This window comes from Paenibacillus donghaensis, from assembly GCF_002192415.1.
Lineage (GTDB): Bacteria > Bacillota > Bacilli > Paenibacillales > Paenibacillaceae > Paenibacillus_AQ > Paenibacillus_AQ donghaensis.
On sequence record NZ_CP021780.1, the window covers coordinates 2,439,167 to 2,466,145 of the forward strand.

Here is a 26,979-nt window from a genome sequence, read left to right on the forward strand (position 1 = left end):
ATGAAATGAGAGGATACATATGAACGGTGAACTGCATCAGCTGTTGTTGATTACTGCTCTGGGGAATGGGCATCTGATTAATGGTGCCGATGCTTTCCATAAAGAGTTGCAGCGAACGGATAATCTTGCTGTACGATTCGTAGCAGAAGGGGGCGGACAGAGCTGGACATGGCCGAAATGGCTGGCAGAGCTGAAGGAGAAGGGCTGTCAGCGTCTGATGTTAAACGGCCTGGTCTCTGCATCAGCCTGGAATAACAGCGTGTTTGTTGGCAGCGGGGCACCAAGCGGGGTAACCACCCTCGGAACGTCCGGTGAATCGTTGTGGCGTGTGGAGTGGCGGATGGATCAATACCGCTCCCAGACCAGATGGAAGATTACTTATACCGAGCAGAAGATCACAGCCGGTCACAAGGAAGCCCGCGAGTTTATTCCGCTGGTTGAATTAGCCGGGAAGCTGGAAGAGGTGCTGAGTCAGATCGCTGAATTGGCTGTGGAGATTGGGGAGGCGTTCTGGTCGAGCAGCTTCTTTGAACCTGCCATAGGCATCCTTAAGGGAACAGGCCCTGCTGCGCAGCTGTCGTTTGAATTACCCGCTGTATATACGGACAGAGCGCGCGCCCTGCTGAATGCAGTCTACAAAGCCTGGGTGTTCGGAGGCATGGGCTCCTGGAATGACAGTCCTCCCTATGCCGCCCATCTGCAGGGCCGGGAGCAAGATTATGACAGGTTGTCTGCCCGGTTGTATGAGACCTTGCTGCAATGCGCGCGGGGAGCGGTGAATTCCGTGGTGCTGCTCTGATAGGGTTGCTAAGATTTCAACGACTTTCTTCTGTTTGGTAACAAACAGAGAGGTAGTAAGGCTGCCTGTCTTCAATTGAATAAACGGTCTGGTCAGCACATATCGGCCCTAAGGAAAGACAAATGAAAGGGCAACGACGTCAGTACATATAAAAACGCTTGGACTCTAATGAGTCCAAGCGTTTTGTTGTCGATCAGAGTAAAGGGAGTAGCTGATCTTATTGTGCTTTTACGAATTCAGCAGCCTTCACGCCGGCTTGACGGCCGAAAATAATAATTTCTGCTACCGAGTTGCCGCCGATCCGGTTCTGACCGTGCAAGCCGCCGGTAACTTCACCTGCCGCGAACAAGCCCGGAATAGCTGCGCCGTCTTTGGTTAATACTTCGGTGTTGGTATTAATCTTAACGCCGCCCATTGTGTAGTGAATCCCAGGGCCGATCTTGATGGCATAATAGGGAGCTTGGGACAAGTCGTTGTCCATGCCTGTTGTTCTGCCGAATTCGGCATCCTGTTTGTTCTTCACTGCGCTGTTCCAGGTATCCAGTGTTGTTTTCAGCTGAGCTTCCGGAACACCCATTTCTTTAGCCAGAGCTTCAATAGTATCTCCTTGGATGACGAATCCCATTTTGTCATATTGCTCAATTGCTTTAACCCGGCTCTTTACCCCGGAATCAAAGACCAGATAAGCTGATTTCTCAGGAAGCTCATTGATGGCAGCGGTGACTTTATCGCGGGTAGTCAGCTCATTAGTGAAACGTTTGCCTTCGCTTGAGATCAGTAGAGACCCTTCTCCGCGAACCGCTTCCCCAATAAGATAAGATTTCTCTTGCTGCACCGTCGGGTGAACCTGGATCTGATCCATATCAACGGTTATGCCGCCAAGCTTCTCAATCATTTTGATGCCGTCTCCGGTGCTGCCGATCTGGTTCGTGGTCACGTAACCTTCCAGATCAGGTCGAACTTCGGTGATCATATCCATGTTAGAGCCGAAACCGCCGGTGGTCACAACGACAGCACTTGCTGTAATTACTTTCTCGTCAGCCTGGTTAAAGAGGACTTTGACGCCGTTGACCTTGCCGTCCTGTTCCGTGATTTCTTTGACATCTGCATTCACAAACAGTGGGATGTCTTGCTCATGAACATTCTTGACCAACCCTGTGACAAGGTATTGTCCGACGGCCGAGCCGTCTTCAGGACGGTGGGTGCGCTTCTCGTTCATCCCGCCTGTAATCGTGATATTGTTCAAGCGAATCCCGATCGTATCCAGCCAATCAATAGCACTTGCCGAATGGTCAACGAAGAAACGAAGCATCTCTTTGTCGTTGGTATCATGACCGCCTTTTAATGACTCTTCATAGAATAAATTATTGCTGTCTTCAATACCTTGCTCTTTCTGGAATTTGGTCTCGGAAGCGTTCATTCCCGAGGAGGATTTCGTTGTATTTCCGCCGGCAACCGGCATCTTCTCCAGAATAACGGGGTTCATACCGTTTGCTTTGGCTTCGAGTGCAGCAGTCATTCCGGCGCCGCCCGCACCAACAATGATGATATCATATTTATCTTTCAATTGATCGTACGGCGTGTAGCTGGCTTCGGATGCTCCCGAAACGGCTTCAGTTTCTTTGGCCTCGCTCGTAGTAGCTGCTGTTGTCTCTTTGTTCTTACTCTTGCTCTCGTTGCTGCTCACGTTGCCGTTGCTGTTATTGTTTCCGCAACCTGCGATAACAAGCATGACAGAGAGAACGAGAATAAGCGCAGTGGCTAGTTTCTTGTTCATGTGTAACCCGTGCCCCCTTGTGCATATTTTCACAATAATCATAACGCCTAGCAGGCTGTCCTTGGAACCATAAGTAATTAATTAAAAAGTTTAGTAACTAAAGTAAGCAGATTTGCACCGATGTCTTTATAGATTTATAATTGTAGCTTACAGAATCGTATTACAGGGAGGAACAGGAACTGTGGATAAAAATGGAAAATACATGCTTGTCGGCGCGCTTCTGACAGGGGTAGGTGTTTCTTTGATAACCTATACAGCAAGCCGTTATACTTCGTTTAAACGAATCGTAGCCAACACCATCCGTTTGGAAGAAATCGCCTCTCTAGAAATAACACGATTGTCGTCTGTTCCCGGTGAGAAAAAAGACGTTGTTATTACTGATCCTGCTGTCATTGGAAGAATTTTTGGTGATTTCTCTCATGTTCAATTAATGAAATCGGCCCGAAATGTAAGCTCTGACAAAAAATTCAGCTACTATATTACTATAGTTCAGGCTGACCGCAAGCAACGATTTGATATTATTTTGAAGGGCAAACATCATATGATCATTTATGACAATGATTTAAACAATCCGCACTTAAACGCATATAAAATAATAAGTCCTTTCTACCCGCAAGCACTGGAACAGACCTTTGAGTGAGTGCTTTTGAGATGTTCCTCCTCCTGGGTACTGTCTACAAGCTTTCATCGTCATAACTACAGCATAAAGAGCCCGCAGCTTAACGCAGGCTCTTTATCTGTGTTGTTCTCCAATCACTCCAGCCGGCAGAGTATAGGACAGCTACTGCAGTATCCATGATCCGCTCTGAGCTGATAGGCCAGACAGCAGGTCGCCTTAATAGATATGCTGCGGTGCGGAGGGTTTGGGTCCGTTCTGAATTTAGGAATGATGCGGAACGGATTGCTGCGAAGTCCGAATACCTCCGATTCAAGTTCCCAGGTCATAGATTTGAACCGCTCTATGATAAGGCCGCTGTTGTGCCCTGCTGCGTTCTCCAAATCCTCTTCCATATAGGCATATAGCTGATTGTAAATTTGTTTCCATAGCATAACCGCCTTGACCTGTGCGGCTTCGGCAAGAGCAAGAATAATCGGTCTCACATCATTCTTATAGAACAAACCAAGCTCATCCAGCAATTCTTCCACAGAACCATGCTTGTGGCAGAGATCGTCCCGATTTTCATGGACATGGAAGGAGAACATGGGGAACCCCTCAGTGCGGATGAGCTGTACAGACATGTTGCTCAGGCACAAGGCATGAGCCATCGGGTGTGCAGCCGTGAGCAGTGCATGTTTGGCTCCGCAAATTCCGGCGTACCAGCTGCAAAAGAAGGCAGCTGCCAAACGCTTGTCATCTGTTCCGAGCATGGCAGCATAGGTTATTAGCAGATGCTCAGCATTTGCAGGCAGGCTTAATTCGGTTAGCGATAAAGTAACCACTGCATTCTCCACAGCTTCCGAATGGATGAAAAAACGTTCTGCCCATTGCATCTCGTCGGTTTCGCACATCCTTAAATCCCCTTTATTTCGAGTTGCCTTCAAAGGCTTTAAGAACCGAATTAATCGCATAGCTGTTCGCCAGCGGTGACATGCCAAGGTTAAACCAATCCTTGCCGGCCATCGTGTACACCTGATTCTTCTTGACCGCATTCATGTTCTTCCAAAGAGGGCTATCCAGCATATCTTCATAGGTTTGCTTAACTTCAGCGTTGTTCTCATCATTCAGCTGAATAATGAGGTGGTCGGGATTATACTCCGGCAATTTCTCAAGTGATATGGATAATGATGGATCTTTATCAGGGAAGTTCGGAATCATCTCCAGCCCAAGCGTGGTATGAATAAACTTTCCGCGATCGATCTGATCACCGTAGAGGATGAAGCTGTTAGGCATAACCATCATATACATCACGGTTTCGTTGCCAACCAGGTCATCAAGCTTCTGCTTGGCTTCAGCTTCCTGGGCAACCAGATCTTGAATGACCTTCTCTGCAATATCCTGCTTGCCCAGGACCTCGCCTATATCCTTCAGTTCATCGCGCCAGTCATCGCGCTGCGGCAGCAGAACCGTCGGTGCGATCTTGGATAACTGATCGTAGTCCTTGTCTGACCACCATACTGGAGCGAGGATAAGATCAGGGTCAGCGGCCAGTATCATTTCAAAATTAGGGGTTTCAGCAATACTCATTTTGATTGTGTTCTTGAACGGCTCTTGCAGATAGGTAGGGAAATCCGCATGATAGTTCTGCACAGCTATGGGTGTAACGCCTAATGCTTGCAGAAACTCCGGATAGACTACGGAGAGTCCGACGATTTTGGTTGGATTGGCGGGGATCTTAATCTCGCCTTTTTCACTGTTCACTACACGAACGTCAACTTCAGCTGTGGGGGGTACCTTTGCTTGTCCACTGTTCTCCGAGCAACCGGCCATCACCAATACCAGCACCAGCACGACAGCCATACGCAACGCCATTCCTAGTCTTATCTGTCTCATTGATGCTATAACCTCCCGATTTTCGATACCTTAAGACTCACTTGCGAGTGAGAATCAATATCACTGTTAGGAGTATAAAACAAACTTTTGGATTCGCCTATTGACGATCCCGCCAATATTTTATGTGCTTTTACGCCAAAGACGCAATGTCAGGTCCAGAATCAGCTCCTGTGTGAACGATGTATACTCTGTCCAAGGGAAGGGAGGGAGGTGGTCAACGCGCGAATTTCCGGCGGGATCAGGATTCTTCCACGACTCCTTGTCTCTGAGCTCAGACCAGACGGCCTGAGAGTGGGCATCCTCATCCACAATGAACAGAAGCCTGTCCGCATCCGTAGACCCCAACTCTTCCAGCGTCAACGTCTGATGGCTAAGATTACGATTAACAACGGACGCCGGGAGTAGATGCAGATCATCGTAGAGAACTTCGCCCAAGCTTCGATTAGACAACACCGTAATCTTCTGTCCGGATATTCGGGCAATGAGAAGCTTGTCCTTGGCGAGTTCGTGATCTAAGCCCGCCCGGACGGCCTGGGCTTTGCGCTCATATTTGTCCAACCATGCCGCCGTTTCCTTCGACTTGTTGAGGCATTCTCCGATGAATCTTAATTGCATCCGCCAATCCATTCGTAACCAGGGCACGAGATGAGTGGGTGCAATCTCTTGAAGCTGCTGCTGTATGTCCGGGCTTAGCGATTGCTCCAGCCCCAGAATGAAATCAGGATGGAGGGAGACAATCTGCTGTATTCTGATATCATGATCTGGGGCAAGCGGCAGTACCGCACCAGACTCATATTTACGGCGGTAATATTCAGTCCAAGGATGGTCAGCTGGAGCTGCGCAGGGAATAATATTCAGGGTAAGCAGTGCCCCAATCAGGCTGCCGTGGTAAGCGGCAATTTTCAGCTTGGCATTTCTCATGAATGTTGCCGGAGCTACACCGGTAATTTGCTTGAATTTGCGCCGGAAATAGGGTATGTCCTTGTAACCGACATAAGCAGCAATATCTTTCAGCTCATAATTTGTTTGAGGCAGCATAAGGCTCCTTGCTTGTCTGATCCGGTATTCGGTCAGGTATTCAATAGCACTGAGACCATATTTTTGCTTGAACAGTCTGATGAAATGCCTTGCACTAATTCCTGCTTCGCTGGCCAGCAGTTGGATGGAGAGATCTTCGCGATAATGTTGCTCTATATAAGTCTTGACCCGTTCCAAAACAGCCTCGGCATCGCTCAGCTGCAGCTGGCTGGCATCGCTCAGCAGACTATACAGCAGCTCATAGAATCCGCTATGGGCACGCAGCCGCTGCAAGGGGTTCGTGCTTCCCATGGAACTGGCGATGGCCTCACAGTGTTTGCTAAATGTGATAGTTGAAGCTATGGCTGCTTCTCCTTTCAGAGGGAAATGCATATGAAGATCCGATGAGCTTATCCGTTCCTGACGTTCAGGCATGCCATGCTGCTCAAATACATCAAACCGCAGAATGTATAATCTCTGGTCTCCTGAACCCTCCAAATGGGCTTCAACCAATTGCCCGGGCAGGCAAACAAACACAAATCCCGCTCTGAGTTCAAAATACTTGCCATCTACCGTTATCCAACCCCGGCCGAATACCGGAATAAGGAGCATATGCGATTCAAGGAATTGCAGCCGCAGTGACCACTCTCCCTTGGGGCTGTTGTTCTGTTCGATGCTTCTAAGCCTGAACCACATCTGATCAAGCTGTTCGTATGTTCCCGCAGGCGGGACGCCATCCTTACCGTACATTCTTCGCACCACCTTCCGCTATGCATCAACGTGCAGATAAATATCTATCCGGCTTTGCCCTAAAGCCTCCGCATCGGCCAATAAAGAAGCGTAAGCTGCTCTAGGGCAGCTTACGCTTCTTTATTGTTGACATTCTATAAGATATAAAAAAACGCCTTAAATATGGCGGAAATGTGAATATTCAAAAAATACTCCCTAAATTATACCATAAAACAGCGTAAAAATCAAGCGTTGTTTACTATGCAGGCTAAATGGTACAACAGAAATGAGGTGAAGGATAATGAAAAATAAGAGTTTAACTGCACTCGTCAGCGCGTTCTCCAGAGCGTATCACGCGGAGCTTAATCAGCTCAAGATTTTTGATGATTCACTTGCCAGACAACTGTTAACCGATGAGGAATACGAGGGTATTGCCGGCAACATGTCACAAGGGATTGCTTTTTTCCAGCCGGGATTTGTAGGCACACAGGAGCAGGCGCTGCGCAGAGTCGTTGACCACCAGCTGTCCCCATCACCGCTTGGCAGGGCTGCATTCGCCGAACAGGCCCTTGAGGTCGCCACTGTGCACGGTGCAAGGCAATATCTTATATTTGCCGCAGGGTACGATACCTTCGCTTACCGGCAGCCGGAGTGGGCATCGAAGCTGCAAATTTTTGAAATTGATCATCCTGCCACAGCAGATGACAAACGCAGACGCGTAGCGGCTCTGAACTTGGATCAGCCGTCGAATCTGCATTACATTTCAGCGGACTTTAGCGAACCGGACTGGCAGAGCCGGATGCTGGACAGCCATGCTTTTGACTTGAGTGTAATCAGCTTCTGCAGCCTGCTGGGTATCAGCTACTATTTGCCCAAAGATGTGTTTAAGTCGTTCTTGTCAGCCATTGCGAAGTTGCTCCCAAGCGGCAGCAGTATTGTCTTCGATTATCCTGATGAGCATACATTCACTCCACAAGCGGGGGAACGCACGCAGAAGCAGGTGATGATGACCGCGCGCGCAGGTGAGCCGATGCAGGCAAGCTATTCCTATGCGGAGCTGGAACACATGCTGGAAGACGTCAACTTATTGATCTATCAGCATTTGACACCAGCCCAAATTACCGGTCAGCTGTTTCAAGCCTACAATGACAGCCAGCCTGGCCAGCCCATCACAGCATTCGATAATGTGAATTATTGCTTGGCGGTTAAACGATAGATTTACAAATGTCTGAACTGCGATAATAACAGCTTAAAGAGCCTGCTTCAGACCGGGCTCTTTCTGTTTTTAGTTTCCCAGCAGGGCGCTATTATTGTTAATCGGGGGCTGGAACAAATGTCACTCTTTAGTGCTGAGAAAGGAGGGATATTTTGTATGGTGTCGAATTATGTACAAGCAATGTCTGAGACGAAAGTACCATGGCATCACAACAAGATGAAAAGAATAAGCAAGGGGGATAAAAAGTGTCTGTAGAGCAAAACAAACTGGGCATTAGCCTGAATCATGTGAAGGAGGGCTTGGAACAGAGAAAGAGAAAAATACAGAATCATCAAGAGATCACTTCGCTGCAGCATAAGGTGAAAGAGGCGTCACAGCAGAAGACTAAGATCTATCTTGAGTTAGGAAAGATGGTACATAAGATGATACGAGATGGTCGTATTCAGAACGAAGAGCTACTTCAGATGGTGCGGCCCATTACTGCGCAGGATAGACTCATTTATGAGACATTGAAACAGATAGAACAAATAAATATACTTCTCCCTAACCATGTGAAATGTGAATGCGGGACTTTTTTGCCGGAAGACCAGCCTTATTGCACGGCATGTGGTTCGAAAAATTTACAGTATGAATTGGACACTACTCAGTCATTGAAGATCTGCAGCGGTTGTGAAGCAGAGATTGCGCAATCGTCAGTCTTCTGTCCTTGTTGCGGTATTGCCACTATGGATGTTATGCAGGAGGGGAGTTAACCTTGTACTGCGCCAAATGTGGCATGAAAAATGCGGATTATGCTTTGTATTGCGGGAATGACGGATATGACCTGCAGCTCAGCAGCAGTGAGATTCACTTACAGCCTATAGAAGCGGGATATTGTTCAGCTTGCGGAGTATCCATGGCGAGACACGCAGCATACTGCAGCGCATGTGGTGAGGAGGCTGGCAGTCATGTAGCTATTCAAACGTCGGTTTCATCAATCCTTAAGCCAGGGAATGCGGACAATCGTAGGATAACCACTTTCAGATGTGGAGTAGATATCAAATCGTTTTTAACAAGAGGGATGCTTGGCGGTGTTGCGGCTGTTGCTGTCCTGTTAATCCTTAGCATGGTCATCAGTATTACCCTGAATAAGCAAATACCTGAGCTGATGAGTGAAGAAAATCCTTACATAGAGCTATTGAATCAATATGAAATAGACAGTAATTTTACGATATTTGGAGTTTCCGAGACAGCCATGGCTGTTAATCTTATCTCTTCCAGTATGCACATAAATGGAGATGTTGATTTGTTCGGAAGTCAGGGGCTTAACATCCATATGGGGCTGATAGCTCTGCTGGTGGTGCCGTTTGTAGCGCTGGTCTTCGGGGGGTACTTGTCAGCCCGTATCTATCGTCTCTCCGAGAAGCGGGAAGGTTTCTTGGTCTCCATGGTAATCGGTTTATATTATGGTGGAAGTCTGCTAATCGTATCCAGGCTGGCGGGATTCTCCAAACAGATCGGGATGGAAATGTATACCTACGACCAGTCTTCAAAGTTGGTTTACTCGTTTTCTTGGGTAGAAGCATTATTCTTTGGCTGGCTACTGGGTACCTTGTTTAGCTGGATTGGATACAGATTGTATACCCGTATACATAGCGATAAGAAGTGGCTCTTAAAGGAGAGTGCAGTTGCACAAGCGATTCGCGCAGTTGTTATAGGTCTGGCCACACTGTCTTTACTGACATTTGTTATTATGGCGATGAAGTTTGGGCAACAGATTTCTACTTCTGCCAACCTCCTGTTGGCCCCCCAGTTAGGGCTCTATTTATTGAATTTATCCCATTTGGGAACGATTCATTTTGGCGGAGAGGGGGAGAAGCTACATTACTCATTACTAGCCGGCCTGCGTTCAGACAGCGTGGAGGATTTGAATGGTTACAACGGTTTTTTTCTGGCACCGCATTTTCTAGATGGTTATGTGTACTGTGGCCTATTTATTACTCTCATAATTTTGATATGGGTAGGATATGGATATGTTAGAACCCTAAGACAAAGTCCTAACCTTCTGTCTTCCATTGGTATTTTCAGCGTCACCTATGGTGCCATGATGGCTTTTTTGGCTAAAATATCTTTGATTGGCTTCACGATGGCAGGTGGTGGGCAATCAGAGGATGGCTGGTTCATGAGTACTTTTTATTTGAATTTTAGTATGGGCTACGTATTCCTTACCAGTTTTATTATTTCATTACTGATGCTGCTGGTTGGTTCTTTTGTATCGCAAAAGCTCCATTAATTTAAATACACATAGAGTAGGGCGGGAATGAATATGTTTTGCGGTAAATGCGGTACAGAGGCATCGTCGAATGATCGTTTTTGCAAAAAATGCGGCGGTGCGTTAATGGGAGAAACAGATCTTGGTGAGCCACAGCCACAGCTTGAAGCAGTACCTTCGACTGAGATTCACCTTGTAAGGAAGAAGAAATCTACTTCGTGGAAGATTCCAACACTTGCGATTATCGCAGTATTGCTGTTGGCAGGAGGTATTTATGCCTGGCGGGGGACTCTGAGTGATAATAGTCAAGCTAAGGTGGAGACTGTTCAAGCTGAGACGTCAGATTCATTAGGTGAGCCCGTGGTTTCACCCGCACCACCCGTACCAACCGAAGCGGTAGAAGCAACTCCTTCACAAACGGTTTCCCCGGTGGAACCAGCTTTTATCAAAGTTAATCAGGTGGATTCCTCCCAGTACGAGAAAGCGGGGGTGGATGTATATTTCTCTTTATTCGAAGATCAGGACCTTCAGCAGGAAATTGAAACAATGTCGCTTAGTAAAGACATGTTCACTGTAAACGGACAGCCGGTTTATGGCCTTTCCTTGGTAGAAGATAGTGACACGGTCAGTGTTAATCTGGTTATTGACAAAAGCGGCAGTATGCAAGACCAGCCCAATGCTGATGTACATACTTCCAAGATGGATCTGGTCAGAGAAGCGGCGGTGCAATTCATTGACAATATTCCTGCTGCAGCCAAAGGGCAATTCGAGGTCTTGTCTTTCTCAAGCTATGTTCCGGCTGTTGCTGATGTTCCATTTACTTCTAACCGGAGCATGGTTAGCAGTCAACTCTCCTCTTTGGAATCCGATGGTGGAGAGACCGCTCTGTATGACTCCTTAACCAAAGCTTTATATGATACGAATGAGCAGCAGGGGCCAAAGTATGTAATTGCGTTCACAGATGGCATAGACTCTAACTATGGTTCTTCAGTTGAATCTGTTATTGATCTGTCAAGACAATTGGGGATTCCAATCTACATGGTGGGTTTTGGAGGAGAAGATGACAAATTATCATATATTTCGGATGAAACGGGCGGACAACATTTTTTCCTGAGTGTGGATGATGACCTGCAGACAGAGCTGAAACGCATCTATGATACGGTTTTCCAAAGATATGTGAAGCAGTACAAGCTGACTTATCTTCCGGCAAAAAAAGTGGCTCCGGGTCAAGAATTTTCGTTCATAATGAACATGAACGCTCCACAGCAACAAGCAGAGACTACCTCACTGACATATGAACGGAAGCTCGACAACAATTCCATTGCTGTGCAGAATGCCTTGTTCGAATATCAGGTCAATTATGCGCAATCAGTCAACCTGTTGGATTTCTCTCTGGTTCAAGATAATGTACAGGAAGGTTCGGAGTTCTATAACAATCTCAAAAAACGTATTGAGATAGACTATGGGAATGCAAACGCCAAAGGCACACCAAAGATTATTGATCCGCTGGAGAACTACCGGATTGATTCCATAAGCCAGGTTCAGGATGGAGCATACAAAATCAAATTTTTCAAGCTATTTCCGGTTCTACTCGATAACGAACAGGTCTATGAGGCAGATTTGAATACTTATACACTTGTTCGAAGTCAAACATCAGGTAATTGGCAAGTAAGTAACTTTGGGAGAGAAGAGTGCTCTATCTATCGTGACCCCTCTGACCCAGGCTCCTTATGTACTGATAACGGAGTGAAAAAATTATTTAGTGGCGATCCTTGGCCAAACTGATAGGAGTATATAATGCGTGTGAAATCGAGTGTTATCATCTTAGTTATCATGATCTTATTGATCTCAAGCCATGTTCCGATAAGAGCTGATGCGAGTGCTGCAGGTTCTAAATCACTGGCCAGAGCAACGGGACAGAAAGTTATCTGTATAGATGCCGGGCACCAAAGCAAAGGTAATAACGCTAAAGAGCCAATATCGCCAGGAAGCCGCACGGTTAAACCAAAGGTGTCCAGCGGTACACAAGGCGTGGCCACCGGCAAACCCGAATATAAACTCACCTTGGAAGTGGCATTGAAGCTGGAGAAAGTGCTTCAGAATGATTACAAGGTGGTAATGCTTCGCCGTAGTAATAATGTAGATATATCTAATAGCGAACGGGCCACACGTTGTAATCAGGCAGGTGCCGATCTCGCCCTTAGACTACATGCGGATGGAAATGACAATCGCAGTATACAAGGGATGTCATTTCTATACCCTTCTGCCGATAGCCCATCCACAAAGAAAATTGCACCGCAAAGTCTCGAGATCACTAAGGTCTTGTCTAAAGCTGTGCTTAAGGAAACACAGGCAACCTCGCGTGGATTAATTCCACGTAGCGATCTGACCGGATTCAACTGGTCAAAAGTGCCTGTTCTGCTTATCGAAATGGGCTTCATGACAAACCGGGAAGAAGACCTGAAGTTAAGCCAAGCGGCATATCAGGATAAGATTGTTCTAGGGATTAAAAAAGGTTTGGATTCTTATTATAAAGTAAAGAAATAAACTTCCACCATCTTAAGCTTAGTACGAAAAGCCCGCGCCATGTGCGGGCTTTTTACTTTTACGTTTCCACGGTGCTGATAGAATTTTCCCTCAACAAATCATTCAATTGAAGTATAATCGGTTTAATTCTTGTATTTGTATCTCATTTTTATTATCCACAATAATAAAATAGGGCAATTGCCACTTCTGCGTAGCTAATGCTTGTTTACTGGTAGGAGTATCCCAACTAGGATAGACTCGAATAGCCATTTTTCCTTTGGCAGCAGCTGTTGTAAGGATCTTATGTTTCACAAGAACATCTTTTGGAAAAACAAATTGTCCAAGATCATTGGTAGTGGGGTTAAAAACATTAATAACCAATAAGTCAGGGGCGTTTTCATAAGAAAAGGCCTGGTTTTTATGATCTGCATCTTTTTCCCAGAAAACGACGAACTGTCCTGTTTTGGTCGGTGTTATTTTGGCAACTCTAAACCGAACGGACTTGGAATTTAGCTGGAATAGACCAGCTCCATATTCGGAGTTCTGAGGTTCCTCGCGGATCGATTCAATTGTTAAGTGAGTAGGTTCATACAATACTTCTTTTACATAGGTTAGGGTCTTATAAAATGTATTCATAGTTGTCTCCTTAGTTATTGCATATTCACTTCGAATCTTCCCTCAGCGCGGTGTGAGCACGTATCCCAGATGGATAAACGCCAGCCTTGAATGGCGGTAGAATGTGGTGCGACTCATATGAAAAGTTTCACATGGTCAAGAAGCGTCTCGTCCGCTGCTCGTGTCTGGCCGTATTCCGTCTCCAGGCTCATCTCCAGATGAGCTAGGATCTACAAATATACTATACTATTTCTTGATTCGTAACCTCAGCAGATGATTTCGTAACCTTACAGCTTAATTGTCGTATAAAGATAAAAAACAAAATACGAAGTTAAGGTAGTGCATCATATGAATGAAAAAGTCAGAAATCATACTAATACGGAATATCGACTGGCTGAGCAGAAGGCGGCACAGTATTTTAGATCACTTTATGATCAGGTCATGGACAAGTCTTATGTGACTGCGTTGACAGAAGATATTAGGATATGGAGAAATAATCATATTCATCATTTGCCATGGCTATCCTTCGTTTCGCAGGGGAAGAAGAAACCGGATACTCGGGATTATTCTACATACATCCAATGGCTGAGTTATACGGGGAAATTGGATGATTACCTGAGTCGAAGTGTCTCCTATATTTATATGAGGGATTTAGGCAAGGCCTTGGATTCTCCTGTCACACAGACCCGGATGAAGCGTGCCATTGCTGACTTAAAGAAGTACTTACTCCAGTCCACCAGCGCAAACAGTGGAGGCGAACCGGAGTTTATGAATTGGGCAGGGGTGTATCGGTGGGCCCAAAAGGAAGGTATAGAAGCTGCCACAATCTGGGTATTCAACAAACTAAGGTCTGTGTCTGCTCATATTCCCGAGGGAATGAATGCGGAGCATGCCCAGCGTAAGCTGATCAAGATCATTGTTGGAGTTATTCTGCATGTGATGGAAGAAATGGATGACGCAGTATTACCTGTGGAACGTTCCCGCAGACTGGATGAAGCGATCAGACTTGGTTACTCTTATGGCCTAACCTATCCTTTCATTGATGATCTGCTTGATTCTCAGGTTCTGACCGTTCAAGAGAAGGAACAATACTCCGATATGATCCGTACCGCACTTCTCACTGGGTCTGTACCTGAGCTTGGCGAATGGTCCGGAGATCAGTTGGAATTGATTCAATACATACATTCGGAGCTCACGGATGCCTTTGAGTATATCAAGCAACATCAGAGACCAGATACACAGCAAATATTTTTTGAACAGTCCTATGTCTTTTTTCATGCTCAAGATATCGACCGGGTCAAGGTTCTATCCCGAGGGGATTACACCAATGAAGAGCTGTATATCCCCGTCATTCTAAAGTCTGCTTCGTCCCGGTTAATTGCCCGTTCTGTGAGTAGTGCTCCTGAGGATGAGGGATTTGAGCAACGAACCTTCTTTTATGGCATATATAACCAGCTTGCCGATGATTTTGCGGATATGTTTGACGATATGAAGGACGGTGCGGTAACCCCTTATACCTACTATTTAAAATATCATCATCAAAGATCAGATCTGATCAACCCCTTTGAGTTATACTGGGTAGTCATTTCCAATTTGATCCATACTGTGTATCACTCCGATACCATGGCTCGTGAGGTGATATTGGCTCGTGCAATAAATGGACTTAAACGATATAAAGAACGTGTAGGTATGATTAAGTATGATGAAATAATGGAGATATTTGCACCCGGAAATTCGAAATTTTATCGTCTTATTCAGAAGATGGTGCGAACAGCGGATGACGTGGATTTCTTCGATAAGCTGCTTCGGGACCGGATGATCACCTATTTGAAGAGCGATTCAGAGGAAAAGGAAGACTTTTTCAATACGGTTAAAAATGTCCGTAGTCAGATTAATAACCAATTGACCTTTACCAAGTCTCATGGGATTCCGGCAATGAAAGAACAGCTTATAGATGCTGCAAATTACAGCCTGGAAGGGGACGGGAAGCGGATACGCCCTATTTTGACTTGGGTCATGGGTGTGAACGAATATGGATTAGATGCATCGGCAATTGCACCGCTACTGAGATCACTGGAGTATATGCATACCGCATCCCTGATTTTTGATGACCTGCCTTCTCAGGATAATGCGTCGACGCGTAGAGGGCGCCAGACCTTGCATCAGGTTCACAATAGCGCTACCGCGGAATTAACCGGTCTGTATCTAATCCAGAAGGCAATTGGGGAACAAGCCTCTCTTGACCAGTTCAAGGCTGAGACAGTTCTTGCTTTGATCCGTTATTCGGCCCAGAAGGCAGAAGATATGTGTATGGGACAGGCCATGGATTTGGACTCCAAAGGAAAGACATTAACATTGGAACAGCTGAATATGGTTTGCTTTTACAAAACAGGAGTGGCGTTCGAAGCTTGTCTCGTAATGCCGGCCATGCTCGCACAGGTCAGTGAGTCGGAGATTAGTGCGCTCAAGAAGTTCGCCTATCATATGGGGATTGCCTTTCAGATTAAGGATGATTTGCTTGATGTGGAAGGGGATATGCACGTACTCGGCAAACCTGTTGGCAAGGACTCGGATAACAACCATTCGAATTTCGTATCTATCCTGGGTCAAGAAGGTGCCAGCAAAGAGATGTGGGAGCACTACTGCCTTGCCATGGAAGCACTGAAAGAGGTACCCCGCAATATCGCTTTTCTGAAGCACTTAATGAATTATGTAGTAAACAGGGATCGTTAAAAGACTGTGAGTTATAATGGTTGAACAAAGGTTGTCGAAGATGCAGCCAAAGCGTGAGCAAGGAGCTAAAAGATGAAAACCATAATCGACATTGCCAAAGCGGCGGGAGTGGCTAAAAGTACAGTTTCCCGCTATCTGAACGGCGGGCCGGTCAGTGATGAGACCAAGGAAAAGATCGAACTTGTCATAAAGAAGTATCATTATGTTCCAAATACCTTCGCCCAAAGCCTAAAAGCCAAGAAGACGAGCATTATCGGGGCTATTGTTCCCCGACTGGATTCCTTTGCCACCTCCCAGACTCTGATGGGGATCGACGATGAGCTGAGAATAAGGCAACACCAATTACTGATTTCCAATGCCTCCCAGAATCTGGACCGGGAAATTGAGGCGATTTACGAACTGGCGCGGCAAAAAATATCCGGACTGCTGCTTCTGGCGGCACAGGTGACGGACAGGCACTTGAAAGCGGTCAAGGATTGTGGAATTCCGGTGCTTCTTGTCGGCCAGCGGCATACTGCCATTCACAGCCTGATTCACGATGATTTTCGCGCAGGCCATTTGATGGGGAGACATGTCCTTGAGAAGGGTCATCGCCGGATTGCCTATCTGGGCGTAACGGAGCGTGACATCGCAGTTGGCGTGCGGCGGAAGGAAGGCTTCAATGAGGCACTGAAAGAATACCCGGACTGTCAGGTTAGGTATTATGAATCCGGATTCGGGATGAATGAAGCCGTCATGGCCGCCGAAGCGCTACTGGAAGAATGGAAGCCAACCCTCATCATGTGCGCCACTGATAATATCGCGCTTGGTGTGATGAAAGCGGCCTTGGTCCGCCGGATTTCGATTCCTTCCGGTCTGTCGGTAACCGGATTTGGTGGTTATGATATTACGGAGATTACCCATCCCGCTCTTACGACTGTGCAGTTTCATTACAGGCAGGCTGGCAGCCTGGCGGCTGAGAGTATCATATCGCTGGTGAATGGTGAAACGGTGGACATGATCACGACTTCAGGCTGTCGGTTAATAGAGAGAGAAAGCGTTGACAATTTGCAGTGATCAATCATATAATAACTGTGGAACCGGTTCCTCTCTTCGGATATTCAACTGAAGGGAGTTTATTTTTAAAGCGATTGGAACCGGTTCCGGTGAATGGGTCAATGAAGTCACACTATATTTAAATGGAGATCTAAAGTATGAAAATGAGCAGAGAACGGCTGTACCGACGTCTTGAGGAGGCCGACCCGGGAGAATGGGAAGCGCTAAAGCAATTGGTTGAGCAAAGTCCATGGAGACAAAGATATCATATTCAACCTGTGGCTGGCTTGTTAAATGATCCAAATGGTTTTTCGTATTTTGAAGGAAGATATCATTTGTTTTATCAATGGTTTCCTTTAGGGACGCAGCATGGCATGAAATATTGGTACCACACCGTATCTTCCGACCTCGTCCGATGGGAGAATAGGGGGATCGCCATCGCACCGGACAGTCCTTATGATTCACATGGTGTATTTTCCGGGAGTGCTATTGAGAAAGACGGCCGGCTATATCTCATGTTTACTGGAAACACACGGAGTGCAGAATGGATTCGCCAGCCCTATCAATGTCTGGCTTATATGGAACCGGACGGAACGATCAGCAAACACAGCACACCGGTAATCTCCGAGGTCCCCCCGGGATATACCGATCATTTCAGGGACCCCAAAGTGTGGAAGACTGGGGACAGTTACTACTGTGTGATTGGTGCGCAGCGTTCCGACAAGACAGGATGTGCCTTATTGTATCGTTCTCCTGATTTGCTTGAGTGGCATTTTGAGGGGGAGATGGGAACCCGGCTGAAGGATTTTGGCTACATGTGGGAGTGCCCCGATTATTTTGAAATGGACGGATCAGCCTTACTGTTGATCTCGCCGCAGGGGCTGGAGCCGGAGGATGACCGTTTCCAGAATATATATCAATCCGGTTATCTGATAGGGCTGCCCATCGGGTTTGACGACAGTAAGGGATTTCACCATGGCGAATTTCATGAACTGGACCGGGGTTTTGATTTCTACGCACCGCAGACGACGTTGAGTCCAGACGGAAGAAGAATCCTGACGGCCTGGATGGGACTTCCCGATATCGACTATCCAACGGATAGCCAAGGCTGGGCCCACTGTCTCTGTCTTCCCCGGGAGCTGCATCTGGCTGAAGGCAGATTGATTCAACGTCCGGCCCGAGAACTGGTCAACCTGCGGGGATTCGAGTCCAGGAAGCAGCTGGTTGTGAGCCATAACACCGTTTCTGTAGACGGATTCACAGGAACTTCTTATGAGCTTCTGGTCCACATCCGCGAGGAAGGAGCAAGTTCCTTCGGCATTGAATTCCGGGTCGGCGACGGGGAGAAGACGGTCATTGCCTATGACAGGGCAAGCGGTAAGGCAACACTGGATCGGTCGTTGTCAGGACAGAGCGTTGCCCAGGAATTCGGAACCAAGCGGAGCTGCCTCGTACCTTTGCAAAATGGGATTCTGACCTTGCGATTATTTGTGGATGTTTCTTCAGTAGAGGTTTTTGTGAACGACGGGCAGGAGGTATTTACGGCGCGAATTTTTCCGGATCCGGCGAGTACAGGCATCCATTTTTTCGCTGAAGGCGGCAGCGCTGCTTTTGATGCAAGCAAATGGGACATTCATAATTGGGGAGGATATCCAAGATGAACAATAATCAAATTGCACAGCAGGTAATTGAAGCAATCGGGGGAAAGGGGAACATCGCTTCTTTCGCGCATTGTGCCACCCGCCTGCGCATCATGGTCCATGACAAAGATCTAATTGATCAAAAAGGCATAGAGGAGATTGACAAGGTGAAGGGTGCCTTTTTCAACTCTGGCCAATATCAGATTATCTTCGGTACGGGGACAGTCAACCGGATATTTGAGGAAGTAGAGAAAATCGGTGTTCTCAGCGTGTCCAAAGACGAGATCAAGCAAGCTGGGAAAAAGCAGGGGAATATGTTCCAAAGATCCATTCGTACATTTGGAGATGTGTTTGTTCCAATTATTCCTGTCCTTGTCGCCACCGGCTTGTTCATGGGCTTGAGAGGCCTGCTGACCCAGCCGGAGATTCTGTCCTGGTTCGGAACAACACCGGAGCAGATTTCTCCGAATTTCCTGCTCTTCACGCAAGTGCTGACCGATACAGCATTTGCCTTCCTGCCCGCTCTTGTGGCCTGGTCGGCGTTCCGTGTATTCGGAGGCAGCCCGGTGCTTGGCATTGTGCTTGGCCTGATGCTGGTCAGTCCCGCCTTGCCCGACGCCTATAAAGTTGCCAACGGTTCTGCCGAGGCGCTAACCATGTTCGGATTCATTCCGGTCGTGGGCTATCAAGGTTCTGTTTTACCGGCCTTTATTATGGGCCTGCTGGGCGCCAAGCTGGAGAAGCAATTGCGCAAGCGGATTCCCGAAGCGCTGGATTTGATTTTGACCCCCTTCCTGACCTTGCTGTTCATGATTACTTTGGGTCTGTTCGCCATTGGCCCGGTATTTCATAGTCTGGAACAAGCAGTGCTGAATGGAACAACCTATATCCTTGACCTTCCTTGGGGTGCTGCCGGATTGTTTATCGGTTTCTTTCATCAGATTGTTGTGGTCACCGGTGTGCATCATATCTTTAACTTTCTTGAAATCCAGCTTCTGGAGCGCACTGGCGCAAATCCGTTCAACGCCATTATTACCAGTGCGATGGCTGCTCAGGGTGCAGCCTGCCTCGCTGTAGGGTTAAAGACCAAGGATGCCAAGCTCAAAGCCCTTGCGCTGCCCTCATCCTTTTCGGCCTTTCTGGGCATTACCGAACCAGCGATCTTCGGAGTCAATCTGCGTTTATTTAAGCCCTTCGTAATGGGCCTGATAGGCGGAGCCGTAGGCGGCTTCATGGCTTCGCTGTTTCAATTGGCCGGTACGGGCATGGCCGTTACTGTAATTCCAGGCAGCCTCTTGTACCTGAACGGTCAGCTCCCACTTTATATTTTGTGCAATCTGGCTGCCATGGCAACTGCGTTCGTGCTGACCTGGCTGTTCGGCTATCGTGAGGCTGTTTCTGAGGAGCAGAACAGAACCGCTACGGCAGCTCATGCTTTGACGGGGGCAGTGGAAGGGCGTGTGGACCTGGTAGACAAGGTGACTTCAGAATTCGCTGCTGGCCTAGCCGATGTCAAGGATGAGTCAGGAGTTCTTACTGTGCTGTCCCCGATCAGCGGAAATCTGATTGAACTTGAGCAGGTACCGGACCCGGCTTTTGCCGGCAAACAGATGGGAGAGGGTATTGCCATTATGCCTACGGAAGGCAAGGTATACGCTCCGTTCGATGCGACGGTGGCTCATGTAATGAAAAAGAGTAAACACGCCATTATTTTGGAGCATAACAGCGGTGTGCAAATGCTGATTCATGTAGGGATTGAGACTGTATCTTTGAAGGGTCAGGGCTTTAAGCTGAACGTTGAGAACGGTCAACAGGTGAAGGCCGGGCAGTTGCTGATAGAATTCGATATGCAAATCATACAAGATGCCGGGCTTCCCATCATTACACCCGTTATCGTTCCAACGGGGATTGAGCAGGTAATGGACGTTAACGTGCTTGCCCATGGAAATGTGACAGCGGGTTCCGACCCCATTTTGAAAGTCAGATATCGCGACTAAAAAAACTTTATCCTGTAGCGGAATGGTCTTGAAAGAGGCCGTTCCGCTTTTTTGGTGCGCCCAGAGGAAATTCTCCCGGCTTCTTGTGCCGTAAACTTCGTGCGTACTCGTTTCTTTTTAACCACCAGTTTGGGGCTGCTGCGGATGATTGGCATTCCGGTTAGTTCGTCTACGGTAAAGATGCAGCAGCAGATAGGAGACAGCAAATGCTGCTGTAACCAGCCACAAGGGGATGCGCGGGTCCAGCTTGTATGCCCAGCCGCCGATGATGCCCGCAGGTGCAGTAAAGAGCAGGATCAGAACGGAGAGCATGGAGAAGACTTTGGCCCATTTATCATCGTCGATGGCATTCTGCACGGCAGCTTCCAAATAAGGCGAGCTGATCATGAGTCCTACTGCTGCCAGTACCGTGCTGAACCCAATCCACCAAAGGCTGGACGAAGGGTAGACCACCAGCATTACATTCGATAGAGCAGAGAGTCCGAACCCTGCCATCATGGAGCGATTGGCACTTTGGTCCGGGATTTTGGGCATCAAAAGCCAAAGTGTCAACAGCATGATCACGGAGGAAACTGCCGGGAACAGGGAAATCATACCGCTATCCATCCGCAAATAATCTGCCAGATACAGCGACAGATAAGTGGTCTTGAGCGTCGCCTGAAAGTTAAACAGGATGTACACGCCAAAGATCAGCAACAGATTGCTGTCAACCCACAGCTCACGGAAAGCGCCGCCATATTCGACCATACTCTGCTTGAGTCCCATTTCACGCGTTTCCTGACGTTTTTTGATCCCGGCTTCGGTTTCTCGGGTGGTTATATGGCGGCCGACGAATTGAAAGGTCATGAAAAAGAACGCAAGCACATACATGATCCTCATCCCTTGGACCATTCCGTATTGGTTCACAAGCAAGCCGCCCAGCGGTGCAAACAATCCGCCGATGACACTGATGATCTGCAGCAGCGTGAACACATAGGTCCGGTCGGAAGGTCGTGTGTCCTCTACAATCAGGCAGTAGAAGGCGACATGCGGCACACGCTGGAAGCCATTGATAACCGCAGCCGCTGCAAAAAACCACAGATTCTGCGAAAAAGCCCACAGTAAAGTTGCCAGGCTCCAGCTAAGCAGATCAAAATATAAAATGGCCCGTTTGCGTCCCAGACGATCCGTTAAATATCCGCTGAGCAAAGAAGAGAATACCTGCACAATCAGTCCAATGGTGGTAATCCAGCCGATGTTCAACTCCGTCATCCCCAGCTCGTACATATAAAGAGTGGCATAGGTGGAGAACATGCTGAAAGGAATCAGGAAAAAGGGCTCAAAGGCCAGGCAGCCCCGGCTGTTTCCCTGCAGCCGGGGAAATAAAGATCTTGCCATAACGTAATCCTCCAGGTTGTCATAAGAGTAGGTAAAGGCTCAAACTATTAAAAGATAATTATATGATAATGTCAATGCCCCGGATAGTTAATATTAGGGAGTACAAAGCAACAAGCCCGCGTCTTACTATACGGGCTTGTTCTGCTTTGCTTATACTTCGTAACATAAGGATGACTTGAGTGCTACTCGACCTGGAACTGGTTCAATTCATCCTGAAGCTAGCTCCGATCCTTTAACCGAAGCTGGAGTTTTGCGGGTGCAGTTTAGGGCTCCTTATTGTTTTTAATAACGAATCTATCCACTCGATTCGTAGCCGAGATAGCGTAGAACTGACTAGACTTTTAAATTAAAGGTGAATGGTGGTTTTTAAAAGTAATACAGTGTGAAAACGATGGGATTTACCTTAATCGTTCTATGTAAAAAGAGAGCTCCATTTTGTACACTTATATTCACCAAGCGGGCGCCCGTTAGGGAGATCATTTTAGGGGATATAAGAAAATGAAAGGGAGCTGCTCTACTTTGGATAAGCATCTGATTTCTGCCACGCCTCGTGTGGCTGACCACATTCCAGCTACTAACCGACTTCCATGGGCAGGTCTCTTAGCCCTAGCAATAGCGGGTTTTATCTGTATTCTTACCGAGACGATTCCCGCGGGCTTACTACCCCAGATCAGCAGAGAGCTTGGAATCTCGGAGGCTTTTGCCGGGCAGCTCGTCACGCTCTATGCACTGGGCTCCTTGCTAGCTGCGATTCCTTTGACCACAGCGACCAGAGGGTGGCGGAGACGACCGCTGCTGGTGTTGTGCATAAGTGGATTTCTTGTGTTCAACAGCGCGACTGCGCTGTCTTCCAGCTACACGCTAACGCTGATTGTCCGATTCTTGGCAGGCGTTTCTGCCGGTGTGCTGTGGGGAATGACTGCGGGGTATGCCCGGCGCATGGTGCCAGATGAACGCAAAGGGCAGGCGATGGCGATCGCGATGGTTGGCACTCCGCTTGCGCTTGCATTCGGCGTCCCTGCCGGAACATTTCTGGGTGTTCTCGTGGGCTGGCGTGCTGTTTTTGGGATCATGTCGCTGCTTGCAGTGCTGCTGTTGCTCTTTGTCCTCTGGAAAATGCCGGACTATCCCGGTCAGCCAGCGGGCAAGCGCCTCTCCCTCAAGCAAGTGATGGGCGTCCCGGGGGTACGGCCTGTATTATTGGTCGTCCTGGCTTGGGTGCTGGCCCATAACATTCTCTATACTTATCTTGCCCCGTTCCTTGTCACAGCCGGGCTTGCCCAACGGATCGATCTGGTACTGCTTATTTTTGGGCTCTCATCGGTTGTGGGAATTTGGATCATCGGGGTATGGATTGACCGCATGCAGCGTCCCCTGGTGTTAATCAGCCTCTTTGGGTTCGCCTTGGCCTCCGTCTTCCTGGGAATAGCCGGAAGTCAACCGGTGATCATCTATCTGGCGGTTATGGTATGGGGGTTGACGTTCGGGGGAGCCGCCACCTTGCTGCAGACAGCAGTGGCCCAAGCCGCCGGTGAAAGTGCGGATGTGGCCCAATCGATGCTGGTGACAGCATGGAATCTAGCGATCGGTGGAGGCGGCTTCCTAGGCGCTATTTTACTCGAAACGCTGGGTGTTCGTTCATTTCCCTGGACGGCGTTCCTGCTGCTAATCCTTGCGCTGTTCGTAGTGTGGCGGTCCCGGGAGCATGGATTTGTTTCCCGTAAGCAATGAGCTGCCCGGCAGCTTATTCCACTTCTCATAACTTTCAGTATCGTATAGTTTCATATTTGTTACATCAATACTAATATAGCTGGAGAGGGTGTTAATTATGCTAAAAACCTATATAGATCAAGTCATAGAACGTACACTTTCTGAGAAAAGGATCGTTGGAACGGTGGTCCAAGTATCCATTGATGGAGAGCTGGTGTACAGCCGTGCCGCCGGTTATGCCGACCGCGAACAGCAAGAGATTATGCAGGAGAATGCTCTATTCCGGCTTGCCTCCGTGTCCAAACCAATCGTGTCTACAGCCGCACTGGTGTTGGTAGCCCAAGGCCGCCTTGGGCTGGATGACCGGGTGGACAGATGGCTGCCTGAGTTCAAGCCCCGTCTGTCCAATGGTGCTCCAGCGGAAATAACTGTCCGCCAATTGTTGACGCATACGGCAGGACTGACCTATCGCTTTTTTCAGAAGGAGCATGACTCCTATGAGCTGGCCGGAGTTTCAGACGGAATGGATGTGAGTGGCATTAGCTTGGAAGAGAATCTGCGCCGGCTGGCCTCTGTACCGCTACTATACACACCAGGAACAGAGTGGAAATATTCCATTGCTACGGATGTGCTTGGTGCAGTCATTGAGAAGGCTGCCGCTGTTCCGCTGAACGAAGCGGTGCGTACATTGGTCACTGAACCGCTCGGCATGTACGATACCGGGTTTACGGCGGTGGACGCCTCGCGTCTTGCGGTTGCCTATGCAAATGATGAGCCTGAGCCCCGCCGGCTACTGGATATCGATCATATTCCTTTTTTGGAAGGTACCGCAGGCTTCAGGCTGGCTCCCGTCCGGGCCCTTGACGGTAAGGAGTATACCTCTGGAGGTGCAGGCATGGTAGGCAGTGCGGGAGACTTTCTGCGGCTGCTCGAAACCTTGCGGAAGGGTGGAACACCACTTTTGCCGGAGAGTATGGTACAGGAAATGGCTGCCAATCAGATTGGCAGTCTTCCGATGGCTTATTGGCCGGGACGGGGGTTTGGCCTCGGCTTCACCGTGCTTAAAGATCCGGCAGCCGCCGGAACCAGCGAGTCCCCGGGGACCTGGCGGATGGGCGGGACTTATGGACATTCGTGGTTCGTTGATCCACAGCAAAAATTAAGCGTTGTAGCCTTTACCAATACTGCACTGGAAGGAATGTCGGGCCCGTTTACAGTTGACCTGTGTGAAGCTGTGTATGAAGGGTTGAAGGAATAACCTTATATATATCATAAAGCGGCAGAGATGCCGTTTTTTTGTTGTCGGCTGGCATAGTCATTCAGAATCAATTTAATTGCAGAGTTACCCAAGGTACAACAAATCAGGAAGCTGGTGTTGCTCCTATTCCAGGAATTGAGCTTCGATGGCATCGGTTGCTGGCGGCAGCTCCATGCCTTGCTTCCAGATCAGAATCGGATTGTCATTCTTAGGGCCATAATAAATGGCCTTTATTTGTATTGAAGGGTCCGTCCGGTTCGCATTTAATTGTTCGAGGTTTATAACGTCATACCTGTTGCCAAGCCCAAACTCCGCAAATTTTCTGGATTTGATGACAGGCCGCACAGGGGTTAAATAGAAGATGCCGTCACCTTCCGATTTACCATTGATTTGATTCACCCGGTATCCATCGGTCATTCTTACATGATAAGCGATTTTTCCGTTTTTGAGCTGGCTTATATCGGTGATCTCGATCGCACTGGAGGGGACTTTGATAATATTCCAGCGGAATAAGCCGGCATACCCGAGAATGATTACAGCGCACACGGCTGTAGCAAGGAGCAGACCTTTGACAAATGCCGCTACTTTGGAGCGGTGCCAATATCCTTTGAAGCTTGCCAGACCGGTGCTTTCCTGTTTGTTCTTCTTCATGACCTCAAAAGGCAGGCTGCTGCTCTGCCGTAGCTTATTCAGGGCGGCGGTACAGTGCTCGCAGGTGGATAAATGAACCTCAATGGATTCCTTGGTGGTTTCGCTGCACACTTCATCATAATATAGCGGCAGCAAATCCTCAACAATTTCGCAGGACAGTTTGTTCATCAGTCTTCCTCCATTAATAAGTCTTGTATGATGTTTCTCGCGCGGTGAAATGTAACCCTGGCCCAGCTTTCCGTTCTGCCAAAGACCTCACTGATATGGTCAAAGGATAATTCTCCGAACACTCTCAGCGTAAAGACTTCCTTATAAGGCTCTTTCAGACTGTGCAACAGCTTATGAATTCGCAGGGCTTCTGTTTTGTCGATCAGCTTTTGTTCAATCGTGAGGCTGTTCCCCTGTATCTTTTCCTGCGGATCGCCCGGTTCGTAGCGTTTTTGTTTGTCCATATAAGTAAAGTAGGTATTTTTGGCGATTTGACACAGCCAGACACTGATTTTACAATTGCCTTTGAACTGGTTAATATTTTTCACTGCTTTTACAAACGTTTCTTGCGTAATCTCCTCGGCAATCTGCTTATTCCTGCTTAAGGACAACGCAAATAAGTATACATCCTGAAAATATTGCTCGTAGATTTGTTCTACATCGGCCACATGTTCACCACCTTACATATATAAGACCCGCTTAGGGGAGATTCGTTACAAAACCAATGAGAGAGGGGATAAGCCTACGGAGACTATTGTAAGCCAGGTATGACCGAAGTGGGAAGGACCGCTGAGCAAGCGGAGCGGCGGCTGGAATAAAATCGAATTAGAGCATGCCGTGCTGCTTGATTTTGAATTTTGCACCTTCGATATGAGGGTGATGGAGCCTGCGGAATTCTTTGGACTATCGAATGCTAAGAATAAGGAATTGGAGTGAGTGTATGTTAAAGAGAAGAGGCGTAAAAACTGCACTCTGCCTGCTGACTGCCGATTATTTCGGCAAGCTGGGTGATGATCAATCATGGATGAACAGTCAAGCTGCGCTTCCCTCATGGTCCGTGGCCGGCAAGCAAATCATCGTAAAGGACAGCTCCCATTACATCCACAGCTACCAGCCTGAACTGGTTGTTGAAGAACTGCTGCAATTAAGCAGAGACCAATAAGCAAAGA

General features: G+C 47.8%; 22 protein-coding genes. 14 read left to right on the forward strand and 8 right to left on the reverse strand.

Going from position 1 to position 26,979, the window contains the following annotated elements; genetic code table 11:
- The first annotated feature begins 19 nt into the window (after positions 1-19).
- Positions 20-799, forward strand: a complete 780-nt coding sequence (locus B9T62_RS40205; RefSeq protein WP_211296440.1) for a hypothetical protein — start codon at positions 20-22, stop codon at positions 797-799.
- A 217-nt stretch (positions 800-1,016) separates the two neighbouring features.
- On the opposite strand, the gene B9T62_RS10600 is transcribed toward B9T62_RS40205, so the two are convergent.
- Positions 1,017-2,576: a flavocytochrome c gene (locus tag B9T62_RS10600; RefSeq protein WP_087915228.1), complete on the reverse strand. Its 1,560-nt coding sequence runs from the start codon at positions 2,574-2,576 to the stop codon at positions 1,017-1,019.
- Between the two features lie 181 nt (positions 2,577-2,757).
- Between B9T62_RS10600 and B9T62_RS10605 the strand changes: the two genes are divergently transcribed.
- Positions 2,758-3,216: a hypothetical protein gene (locus B9T62_RS10605; RefSeq protein WP_087915229.1), complete on the forward strand. Its 459-nt coding sequence runs from the start codon at positions 2,758-2,760 to the stop codon at positions 3,214-3,216.
- A gap of 113 nt (positions 3,217-3,329) precedes the next feature.
- On the opposite strand, the gene B9T62_RS10610 is transcribed toward B9T62_RS10605, so the two are convergent.
- From B9T62_RS10610 to B9T62_RS10620, 3 genes are all read right to left on the reverse strand, one after another.
- The gene (locus B9T62_RS10610; protein ID WP_157685557.1) at positions 3,330-4,085 is read right to left on the reverse strand and encodes a (2Fe-2S)-binding protein; all 756 of its coding nucleotides are present in this window, start codon (positions 4,083-4,085) and stop codon (positions 3,330-3,332) included.
- A 13-nt stretch (positions 4,086-4,098) separates the two neighbouring features.
- A complete protein-coding gene (locus tag B9T62_RS10615) occupies positions 4,099-5,067 on the reverse strand; it encodes an ABC transporter substrate-binding protein (RefSeq protein WP_087915231.1) in 969 nt (322 codons plus the stop codon).
- Positions 5,068-5,187: 120 nt separating this feature from the next.
- The gene (locus B9T62_RS10620) at positions 5,188-6,834 is read right to left on the reverse strand and encodes a helix-turn-helix domain-containing protein (RefSeq protein ID WP_087915232.1); all 1,647 of its coding nucleotides are present in this window, start codon (positions 6,832-6,834) and stop codon (positions 5,188-5,190) included.
- A 280-nt stretch (positions 6,835-7,114) separates the two neighbouring features.
- On the opposite strand from B9T62_RS10620, the gene B9T62_RS10625 reads away from it, so the two are divergent.
- From B9T62_RS10625 to B9T62_RS10645, 5 genes are all read left to right on the forward strand, one after another.
- Positions 7,115-8,029, forward strand: a complete 915-nt coding sequence (locus tag B9T62_RS10625) for a class I SAM-dependent methyltransferase (protein WP_087915233.1) — start codon at positions 7,115-7,117, stop codon at positions 8,027-8,029.
- Positions 8,030-8,274: 245 nt separating this feature from the next.
- Positions 8,275-8,781: a zinc ribbon domain-containing protein gene (locus tag B9T62_RS10630; RefSeq protein ID WP_087915234.1), complete on the forward strand. Its 507-nt coding sequence runs from the start codon at positions 8,275-8,277 to the stop codon at positions 8,779-8,781.
- Between the two features lie 2 nt (positions 8,782-8,783).
- Positions 8,784-10,301, forward strand: coding sequence for a zinc ribbon domain-containing protein (locus B9T62_RS10635; RefSeq protein WP_087915235.1), 1,518 nt, complete (start codon positions 8,784-8,786; stop codon positions 10,299-10,301).
- Between the two features lie 105 nt (positions 10,302-10,406).
- Positions 10,407-12,065 carry a vWA domain-containing protein gene (locus tag B9T62_RS10640; protein WP_169834364.1) on the forward strand — a complete coding sequence of 553 codons (1,659 nt, stop codon included), beginning with the start codon at positions 10,407-10,409 and terminating at the stop codon, positions 12,063-12,065.
- 12 nt (positions 12,066-12,077) lie between these two features.
- Positions 12,078-12,827 carry an N-acetylmuramoyl-L-alanine amidase gene (locus B9T62_RS10645; protein WP_087915237.1) on the forward strand — a complete coding sequence of 250 codons (750 nt, stop codon included), beginning with the start codon at positions 12,078-12,080 and terminating at the stop codon, positions 12,825-12,827.
- A 102-nt stretch (positions 12,828-12,929) separates the two neighbouring features.
- On the opposite strand, the gene B9T62_RS10650 is transcribed toward B9T62_RS10645, so the two are convergent.
- Positions 12,930-13,442: a MepB family protein gene (locus B9T62_RS10650; protein WP_087915238.1), complete on the reverse strand. Its 513-nt coding sequence runs from the start codon at positions 13,440-13,442 to the stop codon at positions 12,930-12,932.
- Positions 13,443-13,760: 318 nt separating this feature from the next.
- Between B9T62_RS10650 and B9T62_RS10655 the strand changes: the two genes are divergently transcribed.
- From B9T62_RS10655 to B9T62_RS10670, 4 genes are all read left to right on the forward strand, one after another.
- Positions 13,761-16,154: a polyprenyl synthetase family protein gene (locus B9T62_RS10655; RefSeq protein WP_087915239.1), complete on the forward strand. Its 2,394-nt coding sequence runs from the start codon at positions 13,761-13,763 to the stop codon at positions 16,152-16,154.
- Positions 16,155-16,226: 72 nt separating this feature from the next.
- A complete protein-coding gene (locus B9T62_RS10660) occupies positions 16,227-17,210 on the forward strand; it encodes a LacI family DNA-binding transcriptional regulator (protein WP_087915240.1) in 984 nt (327 codons plus the stop codon).
- Between the two features lie 137 nt (positions 17,211-17,347).
- Positions 17,348-18,850, forward strand: coding sequence for a glycoside hydrolase family 32 protein (locus B9T62_RS10665; protein ID WP_087915241.1), 1,503 nt, complete (start codon positions 17,348-17,350; stop codon positions 18,848-18,850).
- On the forward strand, positions 18,847-20,826 hold the full coding sequence (locus tag B9T62_RS10670; RefSeq protein WP_087915242.1) for a sucrose-specific PTS transporter subunit IIBC: 1,980 nt from the start codon (positions 18,847-18,849) through the stop codon (positions 20,824-20,826). The genes B9T62_RS10665 and B9T62_RS10670 overlap by 4 nt, the downstream gene beginning before the upstream one ends.
- Positions 20,827-20,943: 117 nt before the next feature.
- Here B9T62_RS10670 and B9T62_RS10675 read toward each other — a convergent pair whose 3' ends face one another.
- Entirely contained in the window at positions 20,944-22,203 is a 1,260-nt protein-coding gene (locus B9T62_RS10675) for an MFS transporter (protein WP_087915243.1), read from the reverse strand.
- A 519-nt stretch (positions 22,204-22,722) separates the two neighbouring features.
- Between B9T62_RS10675 and B9T62_RS10680 the strand changes: the two genes are divergently transcribed.
- Together B9T62_RS10680 and B9T62_RS10685 are read left to right on the forward strand one after the other, a co-directional pair.
- Positions 22,723-23,934: an MFS transporter gene (locus B9T62_RS10680; protein ID WP_245864417.1), complete on the forward strand. Its 1,212-nt coding sequence runs from the start codon at positions 22,723-22,725 to the stop codon at positions 23,932-23,934.
- 97 nt (positions 23,935-24,031) lie between these two features.
- Entirely contained in the window at positions 24,032-25,171 is a 1,140-nt protein-coding gene (locus B9T62_RS10685) for a serine hydrolase domain-containing protein (RefSeq protein WP_087915245.1), read from the forward strand.
- A gap of 123 nt (positions 25,172-25,294) precedes the next feature.
- Here B9T62_RS10685 and B9T62_RS10690 read toward each other — a convergent pair whose 3' ends face one another.
- Positions 25,295-25,990 (reverse strand): zf-HC2 domain-containing protein, encoded by a 696-nt coding sequence (locus tag B9T62_RS10690; protein WP_087915246.1) that lies wholly within the window; start codon positions 25,988-25,990, stop codon positions 25,295-25,297.
- Positions 25,990-26,478, reverse strand: coding sequence for an RNA polymerase sigma factor (locus tag B9T62_RS10695; RefSeq protein ID WP_087915247.1), 489 nt, complete (start codon positions 26,476-26,478; stop codon positions 25,990-25,992). Before B9T62_RS10695 ends, B9T62_RS10690 begins: the two co-directional genes overlap by 1 nt.
- 272 nt (positions 26,479-26,750) lie before the next feature.
- Between B9T62_RS10695 and B9T62_RS10700 the strand changes: the two genes are divergently transcribed.
- Positions 26,751-26,972: a hypothetical protein gene (locus B9T62_RS10700; protein WP_087915248.1), complete on the forward strand. Its 222-nt coding sequence runs from the start codon at positions 26,751-26,753 to the stop codon at positions 26,970-26,972.
- Positions 26,973-26,979 lie beyond the last annotated feature (7 nt).

Bases quoted from the DNA above. Each gene is read 5' to 3' on its own strand.
- B9T62_RS40205 (WP_211296440.1), top strand. From the start codon at position 20: ATGAACGGTGAACTGCATCAGCTGTTGTTGATTACTGCTCTGGGGAAT.
- B9T62_RS10600 (WP_087915228.1), bottom strand. From the start codon at position 2,576: ATGAACAAGAAACTAGCCACTGCGCTTATTCTCGTTCTCTCTGTCATG.
- B9T62_RS10610 (WP_157685557.1), bottom strand. From the start codon at position 4,085: ATGTGCGAAACCGACGAGATGCAATGGGCAGAACGTTTTTTCATCCAT.
- B9T62_RS10615 (WP_087915231.1), bottom strand. From the start codon at position 5,067: ATGAGACAGATAAGACTAGGAATGGCGTTGCGTATGGCTGTCGTGCTG.
- B9T62_RS10620 (WP_087915232.1), bottom strand. From the start codon at position 6,834: ATGTACGGTAAGGATGGCGTCCCGCCTGCGGGAACATACGAACAGCTT.
- B9T62_RS10625 (WP_087915233.1), top strand. From the start codon at position 7,115: ATGAAAAATAAGAGTTTAACTGCACTCGTCAGCGCGTTCTCCAGAGCG.
- B9T62_RS10640 (WP_169834364.1), top strand. From the start codon at position 10,407: ATGGGAGAAACAGATCTTGGTGAGCCACAGCCACAGCTTGAAGCAGTA.
- B9T62_RS10645 (WP_087915237.1), top strand. From the start codon at position 12,078: ATGCGTGTGAAATCGAGTGTTATCATCTTAGTTATCATGATCTTATTG.
- B9T62_RS10650 (WP_087915238.1), bottom strand. From the start codon at position 13,442: ATGAATACATTTTATAAGACCCTAACCTATGTAAAAGAAGTATTGTAT.
- B9T62_RS10660 (WP_087915240.1), top strand. From the start codon at position 16,227: ATGAAAACCATAATCGACATTGCCAAAGCGGCGGGAGTGGCTAAAAGT.
- B9T62_RS10665 (WP_087915241.1), top strand. From the start codon at position 17,348: ATGAAAATGAGCAGAGAACGGCTGTACCGACGTCTTGAGGAGGCCGAC.
- B9T62_RS10670 (WP_087915242.1), top strand. From the start codon at position 18,847: ATGAACAATAATCAAATTGCACAGCAGGTAATTGAAGCAATCGGGGGA.
- B9T62_RS10675 (WP_087915243.1), bottom strand. From the start codon at position 22,203: ATGGCAAGATCTTTATTTCCCCGGCTGCAGGGAAACAGCCGGGGCTGC.
- B9T62_RS10685 (WP_087915245.1), top strand. From the start codon at position 24,032: ATGCTAAAAACCTATATAGATCAAGTCATAGAACGTACACTTTCTGAG.
- B9T62_RS10690 (WP_087915246.1), bottom strand. From the start codon at position 25,990: ATGAACAAACTGTCCTGCGAAATTGTTGAGGATTTGCTGCCGCTATAT.
- B9T62_RS10700 (WP_087915248.1), top strand. From the start codon at position 26,751: ATGTTAAAGAGAAGAGGCGTAAAAACTGCACTCTGCCTGCTGACTGCC.